At 69.4% G+C, this 21,436-nt stretch carries 18 protein-coding genes and 1 pseudogene; 7 read left to right on the top strand and 12 right to left on the bottom strand.

Going from position 1 to position 21,436, the window contains the following annotated elements:
* Positions 1–163 precede the first annotated feature (163 nt).
* The 4 genes from ACWD5D_RS29615 to ACWD5D_RS29600 all read left to right on the top strand — a co-directional run bounded on the left by ACWD5D_RS29615 (position 164) and on the right by ACWD5D_RS29600 (position 3,294).
* Positions 164–433 carry a hypothetical protein gene (locus tag ACWD5D_RS29615; RefSeq protein ID WP_451375823.1) on the top strand — a complete coding sequence of 90 codons (270 nt, stop codon included), beginning with the start codon at positions 164–166 and terminating at the stop codon, positions 431–433.
* Positions 426–1,064 (top strand): DUF6879 family protein, encoded by a 639-nt coding sequence (locus tag ACWD5D_RS29610; RefSeq protein ID WP_451375822.1) that lies wholly within the window; start codon positions 426–428, stop codon positions 1,062–1,064. Before ACWD5D_RS29615 ends, ACWD5D_RS29610 begins: the two co-directional genes overlap by 8 nt.
* Before the next feature lie 313 nt (positions 1,065–1,377).
* Positions 1,378–1,599 (top strand): hypothetical protein, encoded by a 222-nt coding sequence (locus ACWD5D_RS29605; protein WP_451375821.1) that lies wholly within the window; start codon positions 1,378–1,380, stop codon positions 1,597–1,599.
* Between the two features lie 549 nt (positions 1,600–2,148).
* A complete protein-coding gene (locus ACWD5D_RS29600) occupies positions 2,149–3,294 on the top strand; it encodes a YVTN family beta-propeller repeat protein (RefSeq protein ID WP_451375820.1) in 1,146 nt (381 codons plus the stop codon).
* A 1,219-nt stretch (positions 3,295–4,513) separates the two neighbouring features.
* Here ACWD5D_RS29600 and ACWD5D_RS29595 read toward each other — a convergent pair.
* The 3 genes from ACWD5D_RS29595 to ACWD5D_RS29585 all read right to left on the bottom strand — a co-directional run bounded on the left by ACWD5D_RS29595 (position 4,514) and on the right by ACWD5D_RS29585 (position 6,516).
* On the bottom strand, positions 4,514–5,374 hold the full coding sequence (locus ACWD5D_RS29595) for a hypothetical protein (protein WP_451375819.1): 861 nt from the start codon (positions 5,372–5,374) through the stop codon (positions 4,514–4,516).
* Between the two features lie 111 nt (positions 5,375–5,485).
* A complete protein-coding gene (locus ACWD5D_RS29590) occupies positions 5,486–5,689 on the bottom strand; it encodes a DUF397 domain-containing protein (protein WP_451375818.1) in 204 nt (67 codons plus the stop codon).
* Positions 5,686–6,516 carry a helix-turn-helix domain-containing protein gene (locus ACWD5D_RS29585; protein WP_451375817.1) on the bottom strand — a complete coding sequence of 277 codons (831 nt, stop codon included), beginning with the start codon at positions 6,514–6,516 and terminating at the stop codon, positions 5,686–5,688. The genes ACWD5D_RS29590 and ACWD5D_RS29585 overlap by 4 nt, the downstream gene beginning before the upstream one ends.
* Positions 6,517–6,689: 173 nt before the next feature.
* On the opposite strand from ACWD5D_RS29585, the gene ACWD5D_RS29580 reads away from it, so the two are divergent.
* Complete coding sequence (locus tag ACWD5D_RS29580) at positions 6,690–7,151, top strand: ATP-binding protein (RefSeq protein WP_451375816.1); 462 nt, start codon at positions 6,690–6,692, stop codon at positions 7,149–7,151.
* A 155-nt stretch (positions 7,152–7,306) separates the two neighbouring features.
* Here ACWD5D_RS29580 and ACWD5D_RS29575 read toward each other — a convergent pair whose 3' ends face one another.
* The 7 genes and pseudogenes from ACWD5D_RS29575 to ACWD5D_RS29545 form a co-directional block, all read right to left on the bottom strand.
* A complete protein-coding gene (locus ACWD5D_RS29575; RefSeq protein ID WP_451375815.1) occupies positions 7,307–8,671 on the bottom strand; it encodes a GH1 family beta-glucosidase in 1,365 nt (454 codons plus the stop codon).
* A gap of 29 nt (positions 8,672–8,700) precedes the next feature.
* Complete coding sequence (locus ACWD5D_RS29570; RefSeq protein WP_451375880.1) at positions 8,701–9,540, bottom strand: carbohydrate ABC transporter permease; 840 nt, start codon at positions 9,538–9,540, stop codon at positions 8,701–8,703.
* 22 nt (positions 9,541–9,562) lie between these two features.
* Positions 9,563–10,549: a carbohydrate ABC transporter permease gene (locus tag ACWD5D_RS29565; RefSeq protein ID WP_451375814.1), complete on the bottom strand. Its 987-nt coding sequence runs from the start codon at positions 10,547–10,549 to the stop codon at positions 9,563–9,565.
* 5 nt (positions 10,550–10,554) lie between these two features.
* A complete protein-coding gene (locus tag ACWD5D_RS29560; protein WP_451375813.1) occupies positions 10,555–11,871 on the bottom strand; it encodes an ABC transporter substrate-binding protein in 1,317 nt (438 codons plus the stop codon).
* Positions 11,872–12,142: 271 nt separating this feature from the next.
* Positions 12,143–12,352, bottom strand: a pseudogene (fusA, locus tag ACWD5D_RS29555) (elongation factor G); the annotation flags it as partial.
* Positions 12,353–12,499: 147 nt separating this feature from the next.
* Entirely contained in the window at positions 12,500–13,135 is a 636-nt protein-coding gene (locus ACWD5D_RS29550) for a HutD/Ves family protein (protein ID WP_451375812.1), read from the bottom strand.
* The gene (locus ACWD5D_RS29545) at positions 13,132–15,873 is read right to left on the bottom strand and encodes an aminotransferase class I/II-fold pyridoxal phosphate-dependent enzyme (RefSeq protein WP_451375811.1); all 2,742 of its coding nucleotides are present in this window, start codon (positions 15,871–15,873) and stop codon (positions 13,132–13,134) included. Before ACWD5D_RS29545 ends, ACWD5D_RS29550 begins: the two co-directional genes overlap by 4 nt.
* A gap of 387 nt (positions 15,874–16,260) precedes the next feature.
* Between ACWD5D_RS29545 and ACWD5D_RS29540 the strand changes: the two genes are divergently transcribed.
* Complete coding sequence (locus ACWD5D_RS29540; RefSeq protein ID WP_451375810.1) at positions 16,261–17,043, top strand: IclR family transcriptional regulator; 783 nt, start codon at positions 16,261–16,263, stop codon at positions 17,041–17,043.
* Positions 17,044–17,158: 115 nt separating this feature from the next.
* On the opposite strand, the gene hutH is transcribed toward ACWD5D_RS29540, so the two are convergent.
* Both hutH and ACWD5D_RS29530 read right to left on the bottom strand, forming a co-directional pair.
* Positions 17,159–18,694: a histidine ammonia-lyase gene (hutH, locus tag ACWD5D_RS29535; RefSeq protein ID WP_451375809.1), complete on the bottom strand. Its 1,536-nt coding sequence runs from the start codon at positions 18,692–18,694 to the stop codon at positions 17,159–17,161.
* Between the two features lie 167 nt (positions 18,695–18,861).
* Complete coding sequence (locus ACWD5D_RS29530; RefSeq protein ID WP_451375808.1) at positions 18,862–20,289, bottom strand: amino acid permease; 1,428 nt, start codon at positions 20,287–20,289, stop codon at positions 18,862–18,864.
* 148 nt (positions 20,290–20,437) lie between these two features.
* Here ACWD5D_RS29530 and ACWD5D_RS29525 point away from each other — a divergent pair, with 148 nt between their 5' ends.
* Positions 20,438–21,310, top strand: a complete 873-nt coding sequence (locus ACWD5D_RS29525; protein ID WP_451375807.1) for an IclR family transcriptional regulator — start codon at positions 20,438–20,440, stop codon at positions 21,308–21,310.
* Positions 21,311–21,436 lie beyond the last annotated feature (126 nt).

Genomic DNA, 21,436 nt, shown 5'->3' with positions numbered 1-21,436 from the left:
GCGCGATGCCGCCACCGATCAATATCGTTCCACTCTTGAGGAAGACGAGACAAGGAGGCATCGCTCGGCGCCATTTGGACCCCGGGCCTGACTTACCGCATGGTCAGGCGAGCATGGCGGGCGCTACAGTATCGCCACCCGACCGATCGAGGGGGCGACGGCAGTGACCAGGCCATGGGAAGCGGATCCGACCACGACTTTCAAGCGGCGTCTGGGGAAATCACCGCAAGACCTGGGGAACACAACCGGCACGCCTGACTGCCCCGACATCTGGGAACTCGCCAACGGAGACATCGCCGTCATCGGCCGGGATCTCACCCAGTCGCTCGGCGAGAACCTGCCCGAAGGGGTCTCGATCGGGGCGGATGAAAGACTCGTGGTCATCCCGAGGAACATGCTTGTCGCGGCGAAACCGGATATCCCCAGTGTTTGATTCTTTCCCCAGCGGGGTCTCCGAGCGCATGGATCGCCCCACGTACCACGCGGACTTCGGCCGGTTCTACAACAGCGGCATCGGCTTCCTGAACAAGCTCGAACGCGGGCAGCATTTCAAGGAGCGGGGATTCGCCAGCTGGGAGGCTTTCGCCGCCGGCGACTGGACGAGAGCAGTGTCCCTCGCCGACGAGAGACGCGACGACTACGCGCAGGAACTCCAGAAGGCGGCGCGGCTGGGCATTCCGCACCGCCGCCTCCGCGTCGTGGAATTCCCGATCACGCCGTACGTGCAGTGGGAGTTCTTCGTGCTGCGGGTGCGCGTAGATCTGGGCGATGACATCAAAGTGCTCGATGCCCGCAAGATCTCGGACATCGAGAAGGAGCGCCCGGTTCCCGAAGTGGTGATTCTCGGGGACGTCGTCATGTACGAAGTCGTTTACGACGATGACGGGAACGCGGCGGGCGCCAACCGTTTCACGGAACGGGAACTGGTCCGGGAAACCACCAGTGGATTTGACGCGCTTTACGAGCGCGCTGAGGGATTTCACGAGTTCTTCGACCGGCAAATCCTGCCACTCGCCCCGCCCAGAGTCTCCGGCATTTGGACGGGTGCGCCTGACTCCCGGTGATCAAGCCACCGACACGCCCACGCGCGGGACCGCCCACGCCTCACCGCCCACGCACCGACTTCGGAGGAATGCGTTGACCAACCTGCGGTCCTGCAGGTGAAGTCCAACCGCCTCGGCCGTCCAACTCACAGCGCGGGAAACGGTCACGCCCACCACCACGTACAAGCTCACCGCGTACAGGTACGGCCTCGGGGAACATCTGGACGGGCCCGGATCCCGCTACTCGCCGCCTCCCCCTCAGCCGTCTCTCCCCAAAAGCTCCTCTGAGCTGGGTGCCGGACAGAGCTGCAATCGTCGCCCGTACGATGATCGCGTGACAGCCCGCCGCACCCTTGGTACCGGCCCACAGCTCGCGCACGGCATTCGTGCCGCGCAGGCCGACCCGCTCGACTCCCTCCCCGGAGTCCGTCTCCCCGACCTGGACGAGCTGCGGGCCCGCGGCGTACTCGGCGCCCACCCGGCAGCGGTCCCGGCCTCGCGGCGAATCCTCAGAGCCGGCGGCCCTGCCGACGAGACGCCCCACTCCACCGCATAACGCCGGAGTTGACCAGGACGACCGCCCGCCGCGCTGTCGCCAGGCCACGGCGATGGCGAGCAGCCGCCCCCGCGCCGTCACCGGCGGTGCAGATCGAACGGCACGGGTGCGGGCCTGACCACCGGCGGCCCGCGTACTTGCCCGCGGGCGGGAGCACGTGAACAAAAAGGTGTTGAATCGCCATATTTCCCACTATGGCGCTTACGCTGACGAGCGGTGACCTGTGGTCTTCGAGGTTCTGCCGGCGCGGGTGCAGCCGCTGCGGCCGATGAGGTGTCGGCGTGTCGGTGATGAGATGTGATAGCACGCGGCCGATCCGGAGCCGCAGCCGTGGGCCCGGGTGGTGGCCGCGGTTGCGGGGCCTGGCGGTCGCAACTGTCGTCATGGCACGGGCTGTTCCGGCCCGGGGCCTGCGTCGCCACCCTTCCGGTTCTTCGAGCGAGAGGTACGGCGATGCTGAGTCCTGGGAAACGACGACTGCCCGGCCCGGCAGGGCACGATACAGACACTGGTCGGCCCTCACGCTGTGGGGTTTGGCGACGTGCCCTGATGGCGGGGCTGGCCCTGTCGGGGGCGTTGGCACTGCCGATGACGGCGGCCGTCCCGGCCTGGGCCGCGACGTCAGGGAGCTTCGCGTACGTCACCAACGTCGGCGCGAACACCGTGTCGGTGATCAACCTGTCCACCAACACCGTCACCACCACCATCCCCGTCGGCAACCACCCCGCAGGAGTGGCGTTCACCCCGGACGGCACCCGCGCCTACGTCGCCAACGCCTTCGCGAACACCGTGTCGGTGATCGACACGACTACCAACACCGTCACCGCAACCATCCCCGTCGGCACCGAACCCCTAAGGGTGGCGTTCACCCCGGACGGCACCACCGCCTACGTCACCAATACGGGTTCGAGCAATGTTTCGGTGATCAACACGGCCACCAACACCGTCGCCACCACCATCCCCGTCGGCCTCGGCCCCAGCGCGGTGGCGGTCAGCCCGGACGGCACCACCGCCTACGTCACCGCCCAGGGCGCGAACTCAGTGTCGGTGATCAACCTGTCCAGCAACACCGTCACCGCCACCATCCCCGTCGGCACCCAACCCGACGGCGTGGTGTTCACCCCCGACGGCACCCGCGCCTACGTCAGCAACGACCTCTCGGACAACGTGTCGGTGATCAACACCGCCACCAACACCGTCACCACCACCATCCCCGTCGGCACCAACCCTGAAGCGGTGGCGATGAGCCCGGACGGCAAAACCGCCTATACGGCCAACTTCACCTCGAACGACGCATCGGTGATCAACACCGCCACCAACACCGTCACCGCCACCATCCCCGCCGGCACCGGCCCCATCGCAGTGGCGTTCAGCCCGGGCGGCACCCGCGCCTACGTCAACAACGAGAACTCCAACAACGTGTCGGTGATCGACACCGCCACCGGCACCGTCACCGCCACCGTCACCGTCGGTACCAACCCCTTCGGGGTGGCCACCGCCAGAATCCCGGTCGTAGCCACCGCCACCTGCCCCGCCGGCCACGTCGTCACCGGCGGCGGATACCAGCAAAGCGGCGGCGCAGTCCCACCGGTCGAAACCACCAGCCGCCCCGTCGGCAACACCTGGCAGGTCCTCGCCGACAACCAGAGCCACAACTACACCGATGTCACCCCCTATGCGGTCTGCGCACCATGACGAGGTGCCGTTACCGGCGCAACCCGGCCAACCGGTCGGTGCGCAGGTCGCGGTCGATTGATCCTCATGTCGGGAGGGGAGCGACGGCGTTGTCCGGGTCGGCGTCATACGAGGGCACCCGCTGCTCGGCGGATGTCATCGCACAACTGCCGTCGCCGTACCTCCGTTTCCCGCTCAGCTTCCGCCAGGTCGGGGAGCTGACGCTCCAGGACGATGTGACCGTCTCCCACGAAACGGTGCGCTGCCGGTGCCTGAAGTTCCGGGACCACATCACTGGCAGCACCCGCGCATGGCCTGGACGAAGGTCGTCGAGCAACCGCTGGCCGTAGCGGTCGGCGGTGGCGAGGAAGGCGCGTAGCCGGACAAAGTCCTGAGCTCGGCGCTTCTTGGCCAGGTCCACCTATCCAGTCACCATCCCCAGGAGAAAGACACCGTGAAGCTTCATCCTCTAGGACCTCTGCCTCGGCGCAGCGTGCGCCTGGCCGTCGGTAGCACAGCAGCATTGATCGCCGTGCTGTTCACCGGCGTCATCAGCCCGGGAGCCAGCGCGATGCAACAGCCTGGCGCCTCACCAGACGGCGGCTGCCACCACTCGGACTGCCCGCACCCCGGCCATACCGGCCCCACCGGGGCCACCGGGGCCACCGGGGCCACCGGCCCAACTGGGCCGACCGGAGCGACCGGAGACACCGGCCCCACCGGGGCTACCGGAGCGAACGGAGACCTCGGCCCCACCGGAGCTACCGGAGACCTCGGGGCAACCGGCCCAACTGGGGCTACCGGAGCGACCGGAGCGAACGGAGACCTCGGGGCCACCGGCCCAACCGGGGCTACCGGAGCCACCGGAGCGAACGGAGACCTCGGGGCCACCGGCCCAACCGGGGCTACCGGAGCCACCGGAGCCAACGGAGACCTCGGCCCCACCGGAGCAACCGGAGCAACCGGAGCCAACGGAGACCTCGGCCCCACCGGAGCAACCGGAGCAACCGGAGCAACCGGAGCGACCGGACCGATCAATACGACGATCGTGACCGGACCTCCCGTGGTGGTCCCGCCGAACCCGGTCGTTTAGGCCCGTGTACAGGTCAGAGCATGCGGGGGCTCCGCCCCGCATCGCCGCCATGGTGCTGGACGTCGGGGGTGCCGTAGCTGGTGGTGCGGGTAGCGCCCCCTTGTACCGACGCAGACGTGGTACTGCCCAGCCATCATCGAACGCAGGCTAGGGCCGAGGGCCCTCTGCCCTGACGTCGGTTCCGTCCGAGGCATGGCCCTCAGCATGTTCCGCGACGAAGGACTCGTGGACTTCCTCGGCTTCCACAACGAAGACTCGGTGCGTCGGCTTCGCCAGTTCCGAGTCGGAGAGGTGCTTCTTCAGCCGCTTGGCCATGGGACGGTAGGTCGCAAAGGTGAGCCCGCCGGAAACAGCGGCCCCGACGACGGGGATGGCCTTCGAGACGCTCTTCGCGAAGGTCTGCTTCGTCATCTCGACGCCGATGTAGGCCGCGACCTTCTTCACTATGGGGTAGATGACGCCTTGGGTGAGTGCCTTCTGGGGCAGCTTCTTGGCGACCTGCTCCGCCATCATCCCCGCGACCTTCCCCACAGCGGCGTTCGCCGACTGGGTACCGAACATCACGCCGAGGAACAGCGTGAGTACCCCCATGGTCGCGTCGTCGACGTCATCGCCGTTGTCGGCGAACAGATCTGGCCAGCTGTAGAGGTAGGCGAGCTTCTGCGCGATACGCAGCATGTGACCGAAGTACTGGGCCATGTCGGCGGGCACGGTGGCGGGAAGGGCTATGAAACCGGGTAGCCCGGCAGCGGCGGAGAGAGCGCTGGCCTTGGCGGTTTCGTAGCGGATGGAGTCGTTGGCCGCTCTGTCCAGAACGTCGACAGAGATACCCGCCGCCGCGGGGGTCTCTTCGACCGCTCTGCGGATCTCGTCCTCGGAGCAATAGCGTGCCAGCGCCCTCCGGAGGTATGCCTCCCTGTGGATACGCACGCCCGGAAGCCTGGCTGAGCCCACCAGCACCGCGGAGAAGCGCGATTCGGGGTTCTCGCTCACATTGCCCTGATTCATAGCAGGAACCTACAGTAGCTCCGCCCTCCACTGACCAAGCTTTGTCCACTCAGTTCGGGCCGCCTCAGGATGGCCCTCGGCAAGCACACGCCTACCGAGGACCCTCCCCTGTCAGAGTGCCGCGAACTGGACGAACGCGGTCCAGGCCGTGGGTTCTACGGCCAGTGCAGCACGGGTTGTGTCTTTCGAGTCCCGGACGTGAACCGTGCCGGGGCCGGCGGCGACCTCGACGCATTCGCCGCCTGAACCCGTGCTGTAGCTGCTCTTGAACCAGGCCGACTCAGATACCGGCTTTATGAGTTGTTGGGCGTTCATCTCTCTCCAAGCAACTTCTCGATGAGGGCCAGCGACTCGCGCGGAGTGAGCGCCTGGGCCCGGAGGATGCCGTACTGCTCCTCGATCTCCCGAACCTGCCTCCGCTCCGTGTAGAGACGGCTGTCCTTGTACGCCTCCACGTAGGCGATCCTCTGCCCTTCGTACGTCTCGATCAAGGTGAAGGGGCCTTCCAACCCAGCATGCTCGTCCCGCTCGATCGGCATCATCTGGATTTCCACGTTACGTCGCTGCCCGTACAGCAGAATCTGCTCCAACTGGCCCTGCATCACGGCCCATCCACCGAGCGGTCGCCGCAGAACGAACTCCTCGATGACAAAGCTGATGGTGGGCAACGGGGTCCGGGAGAAGATCTCCTGGCGCGCCAGGCGAGCTGCGACCCGCTGGTTGATCGTCTCCTCGTCCAGCAGCGGACGCCACATGGAGAACACCGCTCGGGAGTACTCTTCCGTCTGCAAGAGCCCCGGTACAGCCTTGGTCGCATACACATGCAGGGCCGCCGCCTTGGCCTCCAACCGCGCCGCATCCCGGAAGAACGCCGGATACTGAGCCCGAGCCACCTCCTCCTTGCTCGCGCTCAACACCCCGCCCGCCCCGAGCACTTCATCCGCCCGGTCGATGAACTTCGGCGGCGGAATCCGTCTGCCCTGCTCGAACGACGCGATCGTCGAGGCCGAGTACCCGGTCAGCGACCCGAGCTTGGCGCGGTCCATCCCCGCCCGCTCCCGGAACAGCTTCAACTGCCGCCCGAACACGCACAGAACGCCCGACCCGAACTCGTACTCCGGCTGCTGAACCTCGTCGTCCACGCCGCGGCTCCTCCCGTACGACCGTCACAGTCACCGGCCTTCACCCAACGCGCGGTCTCAGGAACCGGTCACGCCCCGCGCCGCACACAAGCGCACAGCCGACGCGTACAGCCCGCACCCGTCAGCGCATCGCTCCTGTTCAACGCTACGCAGAGTCCGCGAGCGTTGACCACATGAAGTCAGCAACTCCCCCGAACGGGCATATGCCGCGGCACGCCGCACCTGAGCGCGAGTTCATCATGCGGTTCACCTCGACCCCACGCGGTGCCCGCCTCGCCCGCCGACTCGTCTCGCACCGCCTGAACGACTGGGGCCACCCCTACACGGCCCCGGCCAACGAGAAACTCACCCTCATCACGGCCGAACTCACCGCCAACGCCGTACGCCACGGTCACGTCCCCGGCCGGGACTTCCACCTCCAACTCACCCTTGCCGAGGACACCTTCCGCGTCGAGGTGACCGACACCCGCGCCGAGAAACAGCCGTCGCCCACTCCCCCGACCCCCGGCTCCCTGTCCGAGTCCGGCCGCGGCCTCCACCTCGTCGCCGCCCTGGCGGACGACTGGGGTGTCACTCCCCGCCCGGCCGCACCGGGCAAAACCGTATGGGCCGAGCTGCGCGTGCCGACCGGTTGAGGACCGGATGTACGTAGGTGTCGATCCCGCACGGCGCCGGGTCGTCCCTCGTGCGGCTCGCCCGTGGCAGGGGCGCCGAAGTCGCCGTCGGTCGAGTTGCACACCGGCGGGCACGGGCCCCCTCACCCATGCCCGCCGGCCCTCCGGGCCCCGGCTCAGGCGGCCCGGCGTCCCATACCCCCATGCCTGCGGACGATGTCCGCGTAGCGGCGGCCGGTGCCCTTGATGGTCCGCACCTGGGTGTCGTAGTCCACGTGGACGAGGCCGAAGCGCTTCTCGTAGCCGTACGCCCACTCGAAGTTGTCCAGCAGGGACCAGGCGAAGTAGCCGGCGAGCGGAGCGCCCTTGCGGGCCGCGGAGGCGCAGGCGGCCAGGTGGGACAGGAGGTACTCCTGGCGTTCGGGGTCGTCGACGGTGCCGTCGGGGCGGACCACGTCGGGGTAGGCGGAGCCGTTCTCGGTGACGTAGATCTTGCGGGCGCCGTAGTCCTCGGTGAGGCGCAGGAGCAGGGTCTCGATGCCGTCGGCGTCGATCTCCCAGTCCATGCCGGTGCGCGGGACGCCCTCGCGGCGGATCGAGCGGACGTACGGCGCCGGGCCGTCGGGGTCGTCGGTGACGTAGGCCGGGAAGTAGTAGTTCAGGCCGAGCCAGTCCAGGGGGGCGGCGATCGTCTCCAGGTCGCCGGGCTGTTCGGGGAGTTCGACGCCGTAGGTCTCGACCATGTCGGCGGGGAAGCCCCGGCCGTGGATCGGGTCGAGCCACCAGCGGTTGACGTGGCCGTCGTGTCGCCGGACGGCCGCCACGTCCTCGGGGCGGTCGGTGGCGGGGAAGACGGTGGAGAGGTTGTTGACGATGCCGACCTGGGCGTCGGGGGCCGCGGCGCGGACGGCCTGGGTGGCGAGGCCGTGGCCGAGGAGCAGGTGGTAGGAGGAGCGGACGGCGGCGGTCAGGTCGGTCCAGCCGGGGGCCATCTTGCCCTCGAGGTGGCCGATCCAGGCGGAGCAGGAGGGCTCGTTGAGGGTCGACCAGAGCTTCACGCGGTCGCCGAGGCGGGCGGCGACGGCCGAGGCGTACTCGGCGAAGGCGTACGCCGTTTCGCGCTCGGGCCAGCCGCCGCGGTCCTGGAGTGCCTGCGGCAGGTCCCAGTGGTAGAGGGTGACGGAAGGGGTGATGTCCGCTTCCAGCAGGGCGTCCACCACCTGGTCGTAGAAGGCGAGGCCCTTGGCGTTGACCTGGCCCGTGCCGGTGGGGATCACGCGGGGCCAGGCGACCGACAGCCGGTAGGCGTTGGTGCCGAGTTCCCGCATCAGGGCGATGTCCTCGCGCCAGCGGTGGTAGTGGTCGCAGGCGACGTCGCCGTTGTCGTCGTTCGCGATCTTCCCGGGGGTGTGGGAGAAGGTGTCCCAGATCGACGGTGAACGGCCGTCCTCGTCGACGGCGCCTTCGATCTGGTACGCCGCTGTTGCCGTGCCCCACAGGAAGTCGTGCGGGAGTGCGGCGAGGTCGATGCGTTCGGACACGGAAGTCCCTTCGGAATGGGGGGTGTTGATCACTTGACGGCGCCCGCCGTCAGACCGGCGACGAGATAGCGCTGGAGGAGCAGGAAGCCCGCGACCACGGGCACGCTGACGACCAGCGAGGCGGCCATGATCTGGTTCCAGTAGACGTCGTTGAGGGTGGAGTAGCCCTGGAGACCGACGGCGAGGGTGCGGGTGGCGTCGTTGGTCATGACGGACGCGAAGAGGACTTCTCCCCAGGCGGTCATGAAGGCGTAGACGGCGACCGCGACGATGCCGGGGATCGCGGCCGGCACGACGATCCGGAACAGCGCGCCGAGCGGGCCGCAGCCGTCCACGAGTGCCGCCTCGTCCAGGTCGCGCGGCACCGAGTCGAAGTACCCGATCAGCATCCAGATGGAGAAGGGGAGGGAGAAGGTCAGGTAGGTGAGGATCAGGCCGCCTCGTGAGCCGAACAGGGCGATGCCGGTGGCGTTGCCGATGTTGACGTAGAGGAGGAAGAGGGGGAGGAGGAAGAGGATGCCCGGGAACATCTGCGTCGACAGGACCGTGACCGTGAAGACGCGCTTGCCCCGGAAGCTGTAGCGGCTCACGGCGTACGCGGCGAAGACCGCGATCACGACCGAGCAGATCGTCGCCGCACCCGCCACGATCAGCGAGTTCATGAAGTACTTGGCGAGCGGGACGGTCGACCAGATGTCGATGTACGGGCGGATCGTCAGGCCGCTGGGCAGCCAGCGGAACTGTCCCGTGACGTCGGCCAGCGGCTTCAGCGAGCTGGAGACCATGACGTACACGGGGGTCAGGACGAAGCCGGTGAGCAGGGTGAGGAAGATCCGCCGGGACCACAGGAAGGAGCGTGGCGGTGCCATCGGGGAGGCCTGGGCCTGGGTCCTAGACATCGGCGGACCTCCGTCCGCGTGAGGTGAGCACGAGGTACACGCCGGTCACGACCAGCAGGAAGAGCAGGAGAAGGACGGACATGGCGGAGCCGGTGCCGAAGTTCCAGGTGACGAAGGACGCTTGGTAGATGTGCACGGAGATGAGGTCGGCGGCCTCGGGTGCGGCCTTGCCGAACAGGACGTAGGGGGTGTTGAAGTCGTTGAACGTCCACAGGAAGAGGACCAGGATCAGTACCTGGTTGACGGGGCGCAGGGAGGGCAGGGTGATGCGGCGGATCTGCTGCCACATGCCGGCGCCGTCCAGCGCGGCCGCCTCGTACAGCTCCTTCGGGATGTTCTGCAGGCCGGCCATCACGATGAGGAAGGCGAACGACCAGCCCTTCCACACGTGCACGATCAGCAGCGCGTAGAAGCTGTTGTCGCCGATCAGCCAGAAGGAGGGCTTGTCGGTGAGGTGCAGTTGGTCGTGCAGGACGTGGTTCACCAGGCCGTTGTCGTGCTGGAACATGAACACCCAGGTGATGACGGCCGCGTAGACCGGCAGCGCGTACGGCACCAGGAACAGGGCGCGCAGCAGGCCACGGCCGCGGAAGGCGTCCTGCATGTAGACCGCGGCGGCGGTGCCGATCAGCCAGCACAGGCCGACCGAGAGCAGGGTGAAGCCGACGGTGACGAAGAAGGAGTGGAGCAGGGCCTGGCCGACGGGGGCGTCGAAGTCCACCGACACCTTGTAGTTGCCGAAGCCGGACCAGGGGGCGGTGCCCCAGTCGCGGATGTAGAACTGGGTGAGTTCCTTGAAGCTCATCACGATGCCGATGACCATCGGCACCAGGTGGACGAGGAGTTCGAGGAGCAGGGCGGGCAGGAGCAGCAGGTACGGCAGCGCGACGCGGCGGACACGCCCGGTGCGGCGGCGGGGTTCGCGCGCCGCCGCACCGTCCGATGTGTCCCGCACCTGCCCGGTGAGGGTGGTCGTCATCGTGCTCAGGCCGCCGGCATCTGCTGCTGGGCCTTCTCCAGCTTGGCCTTGACGGAGTCGGTGGTCACGGCGCGTCCGGCGGCGACGTCGGCGAACAGGTCCTTGACCGCCGTACCCACCGCCGTCTCGAACTGCGACTCGGCGGGCACCTGCGGCAGCGCGGCGGCGCTGGTGGCGAGGGTGCTCTTCAGCACGGCGGTGGCCGGCGTGTTGAACGCGGCGTCCTCCTGGGCGGCCTTCACCGGCGGGATGGAGGTGTAGGCCGAGTTGAGGATCTTCTGCTCGCCGTCGCTGGTCATGAACTTCACGAACTTCGTGGCGCCGTCGAGGTTGTGGCTGTTCTTGAAGACGGCGATGTTGATGCCTGCGACCATGGAGTTGGTCTGGGCGCCGGTGCCGGGGGTGCCGGACTGCACGGGCACGGGGGCGATGCCGTACGCGTCGTCGGCCATGCCCTGCGACTTGAGGTTGGCGGCGGCGGACTGCCACAGCAGCATGGCCTGCTTGCCCTTGGCGAAGTCGCTGACGGTCTGGTTCTGCGCGTACTCGGCGTCGCCGGTCGGGATGACCTTGTCCTTGGCCATCAGGTCGACGTACTGCTTGACGGCCTCGACGACCTTGGGGTTGGTGAAGTCCGGCTTGCCGTCGGCGGTGAAGAAGTCGGCGTCGTGCTGCTTGGCGAAGACGAAGACGTGGTGGATGTTCTCGGCGAGGTTGGCGCCCTCGGCGCCGAGCACGGACTTGCCCTTCGCCTTGATCTTCTTGCCGTCGGCGATCAGCTCGTCCCAGGTGGCCGGGGGCTTGCTGATGCCGGCGTCGGCGAGGATCTGCTTGTTGTAGTACAGGGCGTACGCCATCGAGTACAGGGGGACCGCGGCCGGGTCCTTGCCCTCGGCGCCGGTGGAGCCGAGCGCGGAGTCGACGAAGCGGTCCTTGCCGCCGATCTTCTCGAAGTTCTTGGCGTCCCACGGCACCAGCGCCCCGGTCGCCTGCAGGGAGGCGCTCCAGGTGTTGCCTATGTTCAGCACGTCGGGGCCCTGCCCGGACGTGGTCGCGGTGAGGATCCGGTTGAGCAGGTCGGACCAGGGCACGACCTCCAGCTTCACCTTGATGCCCGTCTGCTGCTCGAACTTGTCCAGCTCGGGCTGGAGGACCTTCTTGTCCACGGCGATGCTGGCGCCCTGGTTGGAGGCCCAGTAGGTGAGCGTCTTCGGCGAGGCGTCGGAGCCGCCGCCGCTGGACGAACCCCCTCCGCAGGCCGTGGCCGCGAGGGCGAGAGACATGGTGACGGCGCCGACGGCCGCGGCTCTGATGCTGCGCATGGCTCCTGGTGTCCCTTTCCGGGAGTGGAGAACCTTCAGGGCCGCTCATGGACGCCGACACCGCGTTCGACTCCCGAAAGCCCCTCATGGCTTAATTTACGACGTGAGTTAAACCTCCGGAGATTCGCTCGTCAAGGGGAAGTGCAGGGATATCCAAGAACCGCGCCCAGTCCGTGACTTGGCCGGCCTCCGGCGGGGCGGCCGGGGGGACGGCGACCGGAACCTCAGCCCTGGTCGTCGCACCCCCGATCGCCCGACGAGGCGACCGAGGTCAGCGGGCCCGCGCCGTCACCGGTGCCTGCTCGTAGCCCGCGGGACGGGTGGTGAAGGTGCCCCGCCCCTGGGTGCGGCTGCGCAGCCGGGTCGCGTAGCCGAAGAGTTCGGCCAGCGGCACGGTGGCGGTCACGACCGCCGAACCGCCCCGGATCTCGGAGCCGTTGACCCGGCCGCGCCGGGCCGCCAGGTCACCGAGCACCCCGCCGTTCGGTGAGCGCGCGACGCGCCGCCGAGGTCTCGCCTCGGCGGCGCGAACGCATGGTGAGTGCAGGAAACGAACGGCGGCGGCGCGTACCGGTTTTCCAGCCTCCGGCCCCCGGCCCCGGTCAGGGCGTCCGCACGGACGCCACGGTCAGTGCGCGGCCTCCGACGAGTCGGGGTCGGTGGTGAGGACGGTGACGACCGCCGCCACCCCGTCGACGCGGAGGGTGCCCGCGTCCGAGCCCTCGAACTGGACGGCGTCGAACCGGTCGAGGGTGACGCCGGATTCCTCGACGGTCGCGGTGCCCTCCAGAACGACCACGAGGACCACGACCCCGGTCCGCGGTTCGACGGCGAACTTCTCGCGCTCCATGCGGACATGGGCCCACGCACGGGTGCGCCGGGTCATCACGTTGAAGTCGACGATGGCGCCGTCGAGCAGCCGGCAGTCGGTGGCCGCGTCGCCCGGGAAGGGGAAGGGCTCGTACGGGTCGGCGATGGTGTGCACGGCGCCGTCCACGGTCAGCTCCATGCCCGCGCCGTCGACGACGGTGATGATCCGGTCCACGCCCGCGAAGGCGGAGAACGGGCCACTCTGGGCGACGTCGGCGAGACTGACCCGCCAGACGAAGTCGTCCAGGCCCGCCATGGCGTCGTCGGCGGCGACCTCCCGGGTCAGACCGCCGCCGTTCTTCCAGCGCGTCGCCGGCCGGTCCTGGGACCGCAGCACGCGTCCGCCCGTCGCGCCGCCCGCGCCTTCCGCCACGGTGTCCGCTCCTGTCGTCATGCCGTCCGCTCCTTCAGCGCAGCCTCGGTGAACACCCGGTACCCCGTCTCGGGCCGGTATCCGTGGATCTCACGCGTGTCGAGCGCTCCCATGTACCGCAGCACCGCCTCGTTGACGATCTGGCCCGGCACGAGCACCGGGAATCCCGGAGGATACGGCGTGACGAAGGTGGCCGAGACGACCTCGCGTCCGCTCTCCATGGCCATGGCGATCTCGTCGGCCGTCAGGTACTCGACCTTGCTGTCGTCGTACGCCAGGAAGAACGCCTCGCGAAGGTCGCCCTCCGGCGTGTCGGCGCCCGGCCGGAACGCGGTGTGGAACGCGCTGAAGTCCGGCAGCGCGGCGGACCCGGCCTGGAGGACGGCGCGCCTGCGCTGGTGCAGGGCCCGCTCGCGGGGGCTCATCTCCTCGATGCTCTCCTCGAGTTCCTCGACGATCTTGACGAGGACCTCGATGAGGTAGGCGACGGCGCTGCGCGTGGTGCCGATGGTGGTCATGAACAGCAGCGTGTTGAGCGTGGTCTTGTTGACCTGGACGCCGTAACGGTCCATGAGATGTTCGTGCTTGAAGGTGTCGCCGTCGATGCCCGTACGGCCGATGTGGAGGGTCGCCCGGGTCGGGTCGAGGACGAACTCGTCGTCCTCCCAGGCGGCCGCCATCTTCGCCAGCCCGGTGCGCAGCGGCTGGTCCGTGCCGGAGGAGCGGAACCGGGCGGGGATGAGTTCGGGGGTGGTGAGGAAGTGCAGGTAGCGGCTGAGAACCGGGTGCTGGTCGATCGCGTCCCGCAGGACGCCCGCCTGCTCCAGCTGCTTCTGCACCAGCTCGAAGCCCTCCAGCTCGGCCTGTCTTCGGCCGAGGTCGAGCGAGGCGAGGATCTGGTAGTTCGGCGACGTCGAGGTGTGCGTCATGTACGCCTCGTGGAACGTCTCGGCCGCCTTGTGCCGGAAGTCCTGGTCGAAGATGTGGATCATCGACCCCTGGCGCAGTGAGGTCAGGGTCTTGTGCGTCGACTGGGTGGCGTACACCCGGACGCGGACGCCGTCCGGGTCCGGCATCAGACGGGTGGCGAGCAGGGTCTCGTCGTCCGGGTCCTCGCCGAGGCTCTCCCGGTGCTCGGCGTACCGCTCGGCGTAGTCCGCGTCCCGGTAGCGGCCGGTCAGCTCGCGGGCCGCGGCCATGGCGGTGCGGCGGCGGTAGACGGGGTGGAAGCGGGCGAACGCGAACCAGGCCTCGTCCCAGAGGAAGGCGAGGTCCGGCTTGAGGGCCAGGCACTCCTCCATCACGCGGGAGGGGTTGTAGACGATCCCGTCGAAGGTGCAGTTGGTGAGCAGGAGGAGCTTGACGCGGTCCAGCAGGCCCTCGCGGCGCAGCATGAGCAGCTTCCGCTTGATCTCCTCCAGGGGCACGGCGCCGTACATGCCGTACTGGTCCATCGGATAGGCGTCGAGGTAGACGACGTGGGCGCCGGCGAGCATCAGCCCGTAGTGGTGGGACTTGTGGCAGTTGCGGTCCACCAGCACGATGTCGCCCGGCTTGACCAGGGCCTGTACGACGACCTTGTTGGCGGTGGACGTGCCGTTGGTGACGAAGTACGTCTGCCGGGCGCCGAACGCGCGGGCCGCGAGGTCCTGGGCCTCCCGCAGCGGGCCCGTGGGCTCCAGCAGCGAGTCCAGGCCGCCGGAGGTGGCGGAGGTCTCGGCGAGGAAGATGTTGAGCCCGTAGAAGCGGGCCATCTCCGGGATCCAGTGGGAGGAGACCACCGAGGTGCCGCGGGAGATGGGCAGGGCGTGGAAGACGCCCGTGGGGCGCCGGCTGTGCGCCCGGATGGCGCTGAAGAACGGTGCCGTGTAGCGCTCGCCGATGCCGTTCAGGATCGACAGGTGGAGTTCCAGGAGACCTTCCCGGGCGTGGAAGACCCGTGCGAAGCCCCGGCCGAGCGTGCCGGCGGTCCGCTCGACGGCCCCTTCGGCCATCAGGTAGAGGTCCAGCTCCGGCCGCAGTTCCAGCAGCCGGGCGCCGAGGGCCTGGGCCCGGTGCTCGAACCGGTCCTCCTCCGGGACGGCCTCGGCGGCGGTTCCCTCGAAGAACCGCCGCACCACGTGCAGGTCGTGCCGGGACCGGTTGGCGAACCGGCTGCGGATGACGACGGCCTGCAGACTGGAGTTGACCAGCGACGCGATCACCGCGTCCTCGAAGCTGGGGGCGACGACGAGGTCGTAGACGAACTCGTCCTCGTCGCGGCGCAGGTGGCGCAGTTCGTCGCGCAGCGCCTGCTCCTCCGTCTCGTCGAGGTCTCCGACGACGAGCACTTCGAAGTACGGCTTGGCCGCCGGGTCGTGCACGGCGGGCAGTTCCTCGGCGGCCGGGTCCTCCGGGTGCCCCGGCGCCTGGGCGGCGTCCCGGTAGGTGTCCGTGCCGAGGGCCTGGTTCAGGTCGTCCGCGCGTTCCGCCAGCCGGTGCCGGTCCCCGGTCCTGTGGAGCCGGCGCAGTTCGTCGAGGCCCGCCCGGCCCGGAAAGGCCCAGCAGTTCTCGATCGGTGCCAGCAGCTGGAACATGTCCTCCAGCTGTTCGGTCAGCTCCTTGGCGCAGGTGCCGGCGCTCGGGTCGAGGCTCAGTCGACGCGTCAGTTCCGCCAGCGCGCTCCAGGCGTCGGCGCGCAGCTGCCGGACGCTGTTGTACACACCTGCGGTCAGCAAATCGGTGGACCGGGTTGCCGCCTCGGTGGCGGAGTCACCCATCTCTGTTCCCTTCATACGGGGTTGGCGCAAACGGTTCGGACGGACGGTGAGGGGCGCCGGACGGGGCGCCGCGCTTCCTTCGGGCCCCTGCTCACGCAGGTCCGGGAGGGCGGCCGCCCGCCCGTCGGACAGCGGTGAGGCGGACGTGGGAGGCGCGGCGCGCCACGGCGACCGCGTCGGCCGGTGCCGCGGGGCGTCGACCGGTGCCGCAGGGTGTCGACCGGTGCCGCCGGCCGCATCGGCCGGTTCGGCGGTTTCTGCCATGGGTTCCATGAAGCACCAGGTCACGGCTCTGGTGCTACGCCCATGGGGCGCAATTCGTCTCGTATCCCAGACGCCCCGGGGCGGGGCCGCATCAGGCTTTCGGGACGGACGTACGCTCGCGACATGTCCACGGTCCCCGCCGCCGCGCAAGTGCTCGCCGTCCTGCGCTACCTCGCCGCCCAGGCCGGTCCGGTGCCGGCCGCGGCCATCAGCCGCGACGTGGGGCTGCCCCGCTCGACGACCTATCACCTGCTCGACACCCTGGCCCGCGACGGTTTCGTCGTGCACCTGCCGGAGGAACGGCGGTACGGGCTGGGGGTCAGCGCCTTCGAGCTGGGCTCCGGATACAGCCGCCAGGCACCGTTCCAGCGGCTGGCGCGGGTCCCGCTGGCGCAGCTCGTGGACCGCACCGGGTTCAACGCGCACCTGGCCGTGCTGCACGGCCGCGAGGTGATCTACGTCATCGAGGAGCGGCCGCCGGGACGCGCACCGCTGGTCACCGAGGTCGGCGTCCGGCTGCCGGCGCACCTCACCGCCAGCGGCCGGGCCGTGCTGGCGCGTCTCGGGCAGGCGCAGGTGCGCGCCCTGTTCCCCGACCCCTCGGCGTTCGTCCTGCGCCACGGGCTCGGGCCCACCTCGCTGTCCGCGCTCCGCAACCTCCTCGTGGAGGTACGGCGGCGCGGGTACGCGACGGAGGAGGGAGAGGTGACGCCGGGCTTCTCGTCGGTCGCCGCCTCCGTTCTCGATCACAGCGCCCACCCCGTCGCGGGCGTGGCGGTCACCTTCCCGGCCGAGGACGTGGATCCGGAGCAGCAGCAGCGGATCGCCGCGGAAGTGGCCCGCACCGCACGGGAGCTGAGCCGCCGTATCGGCGGAGTGGCCGACGCACCGCGTGGGACGTCGTGAGCACGCCGTAGAGGCTCTGTGGGCGCGAGAACGGCCGCGGCCCCGGCGCACCGCGAGCGGTGTGCCGGGGCCGTTGCCGGTTTCCCCGTTCGGGCGGCCTCCGAGAGGCCGGCCCTTACTGCAGCGGGCCGGCCTTGGACTCGGCGGCGGCCAGGGCGCGGCCGGAGGCGACGTACTGGACGGCCTCCTCGATCTCGGGGGCGAGCCAGCGGTCCGTGCCGGGGCCCTCGACGACCTCGCGCAGCCCGTCACGCACCGCGGCGGTGGCCGGAGACGGCGTCAGCGGGGCGCGCATGTCCAGGGCGCGGGCGGCGGTGTAGAGCTCCACGGCGATGACGCGGGTGAGCCCGTCGAGGGCGCGGCGCAGCTTGCGGGCGGCGGACCAGCCCATCGACACGTGGTCCTCCTGCATGGCGCTGGAGGGGATGGAGTCGACGGAGGCCGGGGCGGCCAGGCGCTTGAGCTCCGAGACGATCGCGGCCTGGGTGTACTGGGCGATCATGTGGCCGGAGTCGACGCCCGGGTCGTCGGCGAGGAACGCGTTCAGGCCGTGGTTGCGGGCCACGTCCAGGAAGCGGTCCGTACGACGCTCGGCGACGGAGGCGATGTCGGCGACCGAGATGGCCAGGAAGTCCAGGACGCAGGCCACGGGCGCGCCGTGGAAGTTGCCGTTGGACTCCACGCGGCCGTCGAGCGTGACGACCGGGTTGTCGACGGCGCTGGCCAGTTCGCGGGAGGCGACCAGCTCGGCGTGGGCGAGGGTGTCGCGGGCGGCGCCGTGGACCTGCGGGGAGCAGCGCAGCGAGTACGCGTCCTGGACGCGGGTGCACTCGGGGCCGCGGTGGCTGGCGACGATGCCCGAACCGGCGAGCAGCGCGGTCAGGTTGGCGGCGCTGGCGGCCTGGCCCGGGTGCGGGCGCAGGGCCTGGAGGTCGGCGGCGAAGACGGCGTCGGTGCCCAGCTGGCCCTCGACGCTCATGGCCGCGGAGATGTCGGCGGTGCGCAGCAGCATCCGCAGGTCGTGGCTGGCGAGGACGAGCATGCCGAGCATGCCGTCGGTGCCGTTGATGAGGGCCAGGCCCTCCTTCTCCTGGAGGACGACCGGGGTGATGCCGGCGGCGGCGAGCGCCTCGGCGGCCGGCTTGAGCTCGCCCTGGGCGTCACGGACCCGGCCCTCGCCCATGATCGCGAGCGCGCAGTGCGCGAGGGGGGCCAGGTCGCCGGAGCAGCCGAGGGAGCCGTACTCGTGCACGACCGGGGTGATCCCGGCGTTGAGGAGGTCGGCGTAGGCCTGGGCGGTCTCGACGCGGACGCCGGTGCGGCCGGTGGCGAGGGTGGACAGGCGCAGCAGCATCAGCGCGCGGATGACCTCGCGCTCGACCTCGGGGCCGGAGCCGGCGGCGTGCGAACGCACGAGGCTGCGCTGGAGCTGGGCGCGCAGCTCGGTGGGGATGTGGCGCGTGGCCAGGGCGCCGAAGCCGGTGGAGACACCGTAGTGCGGCACTACGTCGTCGGCCAGACCCTCGATCACTTCGCGACTGCGAGCGATCTCCTTGAGGGCCTCCTCCGCGAGAACCACGGGCGCGCCGTGACGGGCGACGGAAACAACGTCGTCGGCGGAAAGGGGGCCGACATTCACAACAACAGTCATAAGACGATGAAGCCCGATGTCAGAGCGGGTTCGCGAGGTGCTTTCGGCACTCCTTGTCTGGGATCCCAGACGTTTGGGTCCGGGCCGTACGAAAACACCGATGGGGTCCGCCCGGCCGGACGGACCCCATCGGTGTTCGGGGGTGGTGTGCGGTTGCCTCTGTGCAACTACCTCTGAGCTGCCGGTACGGGCTCCTCCGCGGCCTCCTCGGAGGCCTCGGCGAGGTCCGCGCGGGCACCGCGCGGACGGGCCCACAGGACGTACACGCCCGACAGGAGTGCCAGCCAGACGGCGCCGACGATCAGCGCGACACGGGTGCTGTCGGAGAAGGCGAGAAGCACCAGCACGCCGACCATGAAGGCGATCGCGACGATCTGGCCGTAGGGCCAGAACGGGGCCGGGTACTTGAGTGCGGCCTGCTCCTCGCGGGACATCTTGCGGCGGGCGGCGACCTGCGCCAGCAGGATCATCATCCAGACCCAGACCGTGGCGAACGTCGCGATCGAGGCGATGACGACGAAGACGTTCTCCGGCATCAGGTAGTTCAGCAGGACGCCGAGGAGCAGCGCGCCCATCATGATGACCACGGGCGGCCACGGGGCGCCGTTGCGGGAGACCCGGCGCAGGGCCGCAGGAGCCTGGCCGCGCTCGGCCATGCCGTACATGATGCGTCCGGCGGCGAAGATGTCGCTGTTGATCGCGGACAGGGCCGCGGTGATGACCACCAGGTTCAGCACGGTCGCGGCGGACTTGATGCCGAGGCCGACGAAGATCTGGACGAACGGGCTGCCCGCGGAGTCGACGTTCTGCCAGGGGTTGAGCGACATGATCACCGCGATGGTCAGCACGTAGAACAGCACGATGCGCAGGGGGATCGTGTTGACCGCGCTCGGGATCGTCTTCTCGGGGTCCTGAGCCTCTCCGGCGGTGACGCCGATGATCTCGGTGCCGCCGAAGGCGAACATCACCACGGCCAGGGACATGATGACGCCGTGGGCTCCGTGCGGGAAGAAGCCGCCGTTGCTCCAGAGGTTCGACACCCCGATGTGGGCGCTGCCGGTGTGGATGCCGAGGACGAGGATCGCCACACCGGCGATGATCATCGCGATGATGGCGACGACCTTCACGAGGGAGAGCCAGAACTCCAGCTCACCGAAGACCTTGACGCTGAACAGGTTCATCACGCCGACGACACCCACCACCGCCAGCACCCAGATCCAGCGCGGTACGTCGGGGAACCAGAAGCCCATGTACACGCCGAACGCGGTGACGTCGGCCAGGCAGACGATGACCAGCTCGAAGGCGTAGGTCCATCCGGTCGCGAACCCGGCCAGCGGGCCGAGATACTTGGTGGCGTACTCGCCGAACGATCCCGCGACCGGGTCGCTCACGGCCATCTCGCCGAGGGACCTCAGCACCAGGAAGACGGCCGCTCCGCCGACCAGATAGGCCAGGAGGACCGCGGGACCGGCAGCCTTGATGGATTCGGAGGACCCATAGAAAAGCCCCGTCCCGATCGCTGAGCCCAGCGCCAGGAAGCGGATGTGCCGGGACTTGAGTCCCCTGGTCAAGGTCGTCGCCGTGTCCTTGGTCAACGTAGTGCCCTCCTTGGGGCCGGGAGGTCCCGGACGGGTGAGAAGTGGGAAGGGGCGCCCCCCAGCGGCGACGGCCGTCGCTGCGCCCACAGAACGAACGAAGGCCTTGTATATTCCTGTATATACAGGCCCGTCAATAGGTGGACCAATGAACGAACACGAGACGACGTCGAGCAGCACATCTCCCGCGGTCGGGCGCGCGCTGGACATCCTGCTGCACCTCGCGACCCGTTCGGGCCCGGTACAGGCGGGCGCGCTGGCCCGGGACCTCGGCATCCCGCGATCGTCCGTGTACCACATCCTCTCGGTGTTGGTCGACCGGGGATTTGTCACCTATGTGCCGAAGGAGCAGGCGTACGGACTCGGCGTCTCCTCCTTCGAGATCGGCTCCGCCTACCTGCGGCACGAACCGCTGGAGCGGCTCGCGCGCCCGATCCTGCGCAGCGTGGCCCAGCGGCTCGGCCAGCCGGTCCACCTGGGCATCCTGTACGGCGCGGAGACGGTCTACCTGCTCAAGGAGCGTCCGCCCACAGGCCAGGGAGCCGACGTCGACGTCGCCCTCGTCACCGACATCGGCGTCCGGCTGCCGGCGCACCTGACGGCCAGCGGCCGTTCGATCCTCGCCCACTCCGGCGAGGCGCAGCTGCGGGCCCTCTTCCCGCGCCCCGGCGCCCTCGTCACCCGCACCGGCAAGGGGCCGCGCTCACTGTCCGAGCTGCGCACCCTGCTGGAGCGGGACCGGGAGCGCGGCTGGTCGGAGGAGATCGAGCTGGTCTCCGAGGGGCTGCGCTCGATCGGGGTCGCGGCGTTCGACCACAACGAGCGCCCCGTGGCCGCGCTCAGCAGCACATGGAGCCGGCACTACAGCAGGCACGAGGCGGACCATGTGCGGGAGGTCCTGCAGCAGGGGGCGGCCCGGCTGACGGCCGCGGTGTCCGGCCGCGCCCCCTCGGGTCCGGCGGGCGGCCGGGGGACGCAGGACCCGGTCCCCGGGGACGGGATGTCCGCGCACGTGACATGACGCTTCTGCCGTAGCGGCACAGCTCTTTGCCCTACGTGAGCCGTGCGGCTTGCGGCACGTGAGCCGTACGGCTTGCGGCTTGCGGCTTGCGGCTTGCGGCTTGCGGCACGTGAGCCGTGCGGCTCG

This window comes from Streptomyces sp. NPDC002520, from assembly GCF_053595235.1.
Note: the sequence above shows the minus strand (reverse complement) of the source record. Positions and strands in the feature narration are given on the sequence as shown.

Bases quoted from the DNA above. Each gene is read 5' to 3' on its own strand.
- ACWD5D_RS29600 (WP_451375820.1), top strand. From the start codon at position 2,149: ATGGCGGGGCTGGCCCTGTCGGGGGCGTTGGCACTGCCGATGACGGCG.
- ACWD5D_RS29595 (WP_451375819.1), bottom strand. From the start codon at position 5,374: ATGAATCAGGGCAATGTGAGCGAGAACCCCGAATCGCGCTTCTCCGCG.
- ACWD5D_RS29590 (WP_451375818.1), bottom strand. From the start codon at position 5,689: ATGAACGCCCAACAACTCATAAAGCCGGTATCTGAGTCGGCCTGGTTC.
- ACWD5D_RS29580 (WP_451375816.1), top strand. From the start codon at position 6,690: ATGAAGTCAGCAACTCCCCCGAACGGGCATATGCCGCGGCACGCCGCA.
- ACWD5D_RS29570 (WP_451375880.1), bottom strand. From the start codon at position 9,540: ATGGCACCGCCACGCTCCTTCCTGTGGTCCCGGCGGATCTTCCTCACC.
- ACWD5D_RS29565 (WP_451375814.1), bottom strand. From the start codon at position 10,549: ATGACGACCACCCTCACCGGGCAGGTGCGGGACACATCGGACGGTGCG.
- ACWD5D_RS29560 (WP_451375813.1), bottom strand. From the start codon at position 11,871: ATGCGCAGCATCAGAGCCGCGGCCGTCGGCGCCGTCACCATGTCTCTC.
- ACWD5D_RS29550 (WP_451375812.1), bottom strand. From the start codon at position 13,135: ATGACGACAGGAGCGGACACCGTGGCGGAAGGCGCGGGCGGCGCGACG.
- ACWD5D_RS29545 (WP_451375811.1), bottom strand. From the start codon at position 15,873: ATGGGTGACTCCGCCACCGAGGCGGCAACCCGGTCCACCGATTTGCTG.
- ACWD5D_RS29540 (WP_451375810.1), top strand. From the start codon at position 16,261: ATGTCCACGGTCCCCGCCGCCGCGCAAGTGCTCGCCGTCCTGCGCTAC.
- hutH (WP_451375809.1), bottom strand. From the start codon at position 18,694: ATGACTGTTGTTGTGAATGTCGGCCCCCTTTCCGCCGACGACGTTGTT.
- ACWD5D_RS29525 (WP_451375807.1), top strand. From the start codon at position 20,438: ATGAACGAACACGAGACGACGTCGAGCAGCACATCTCCCGCGGTCGGG.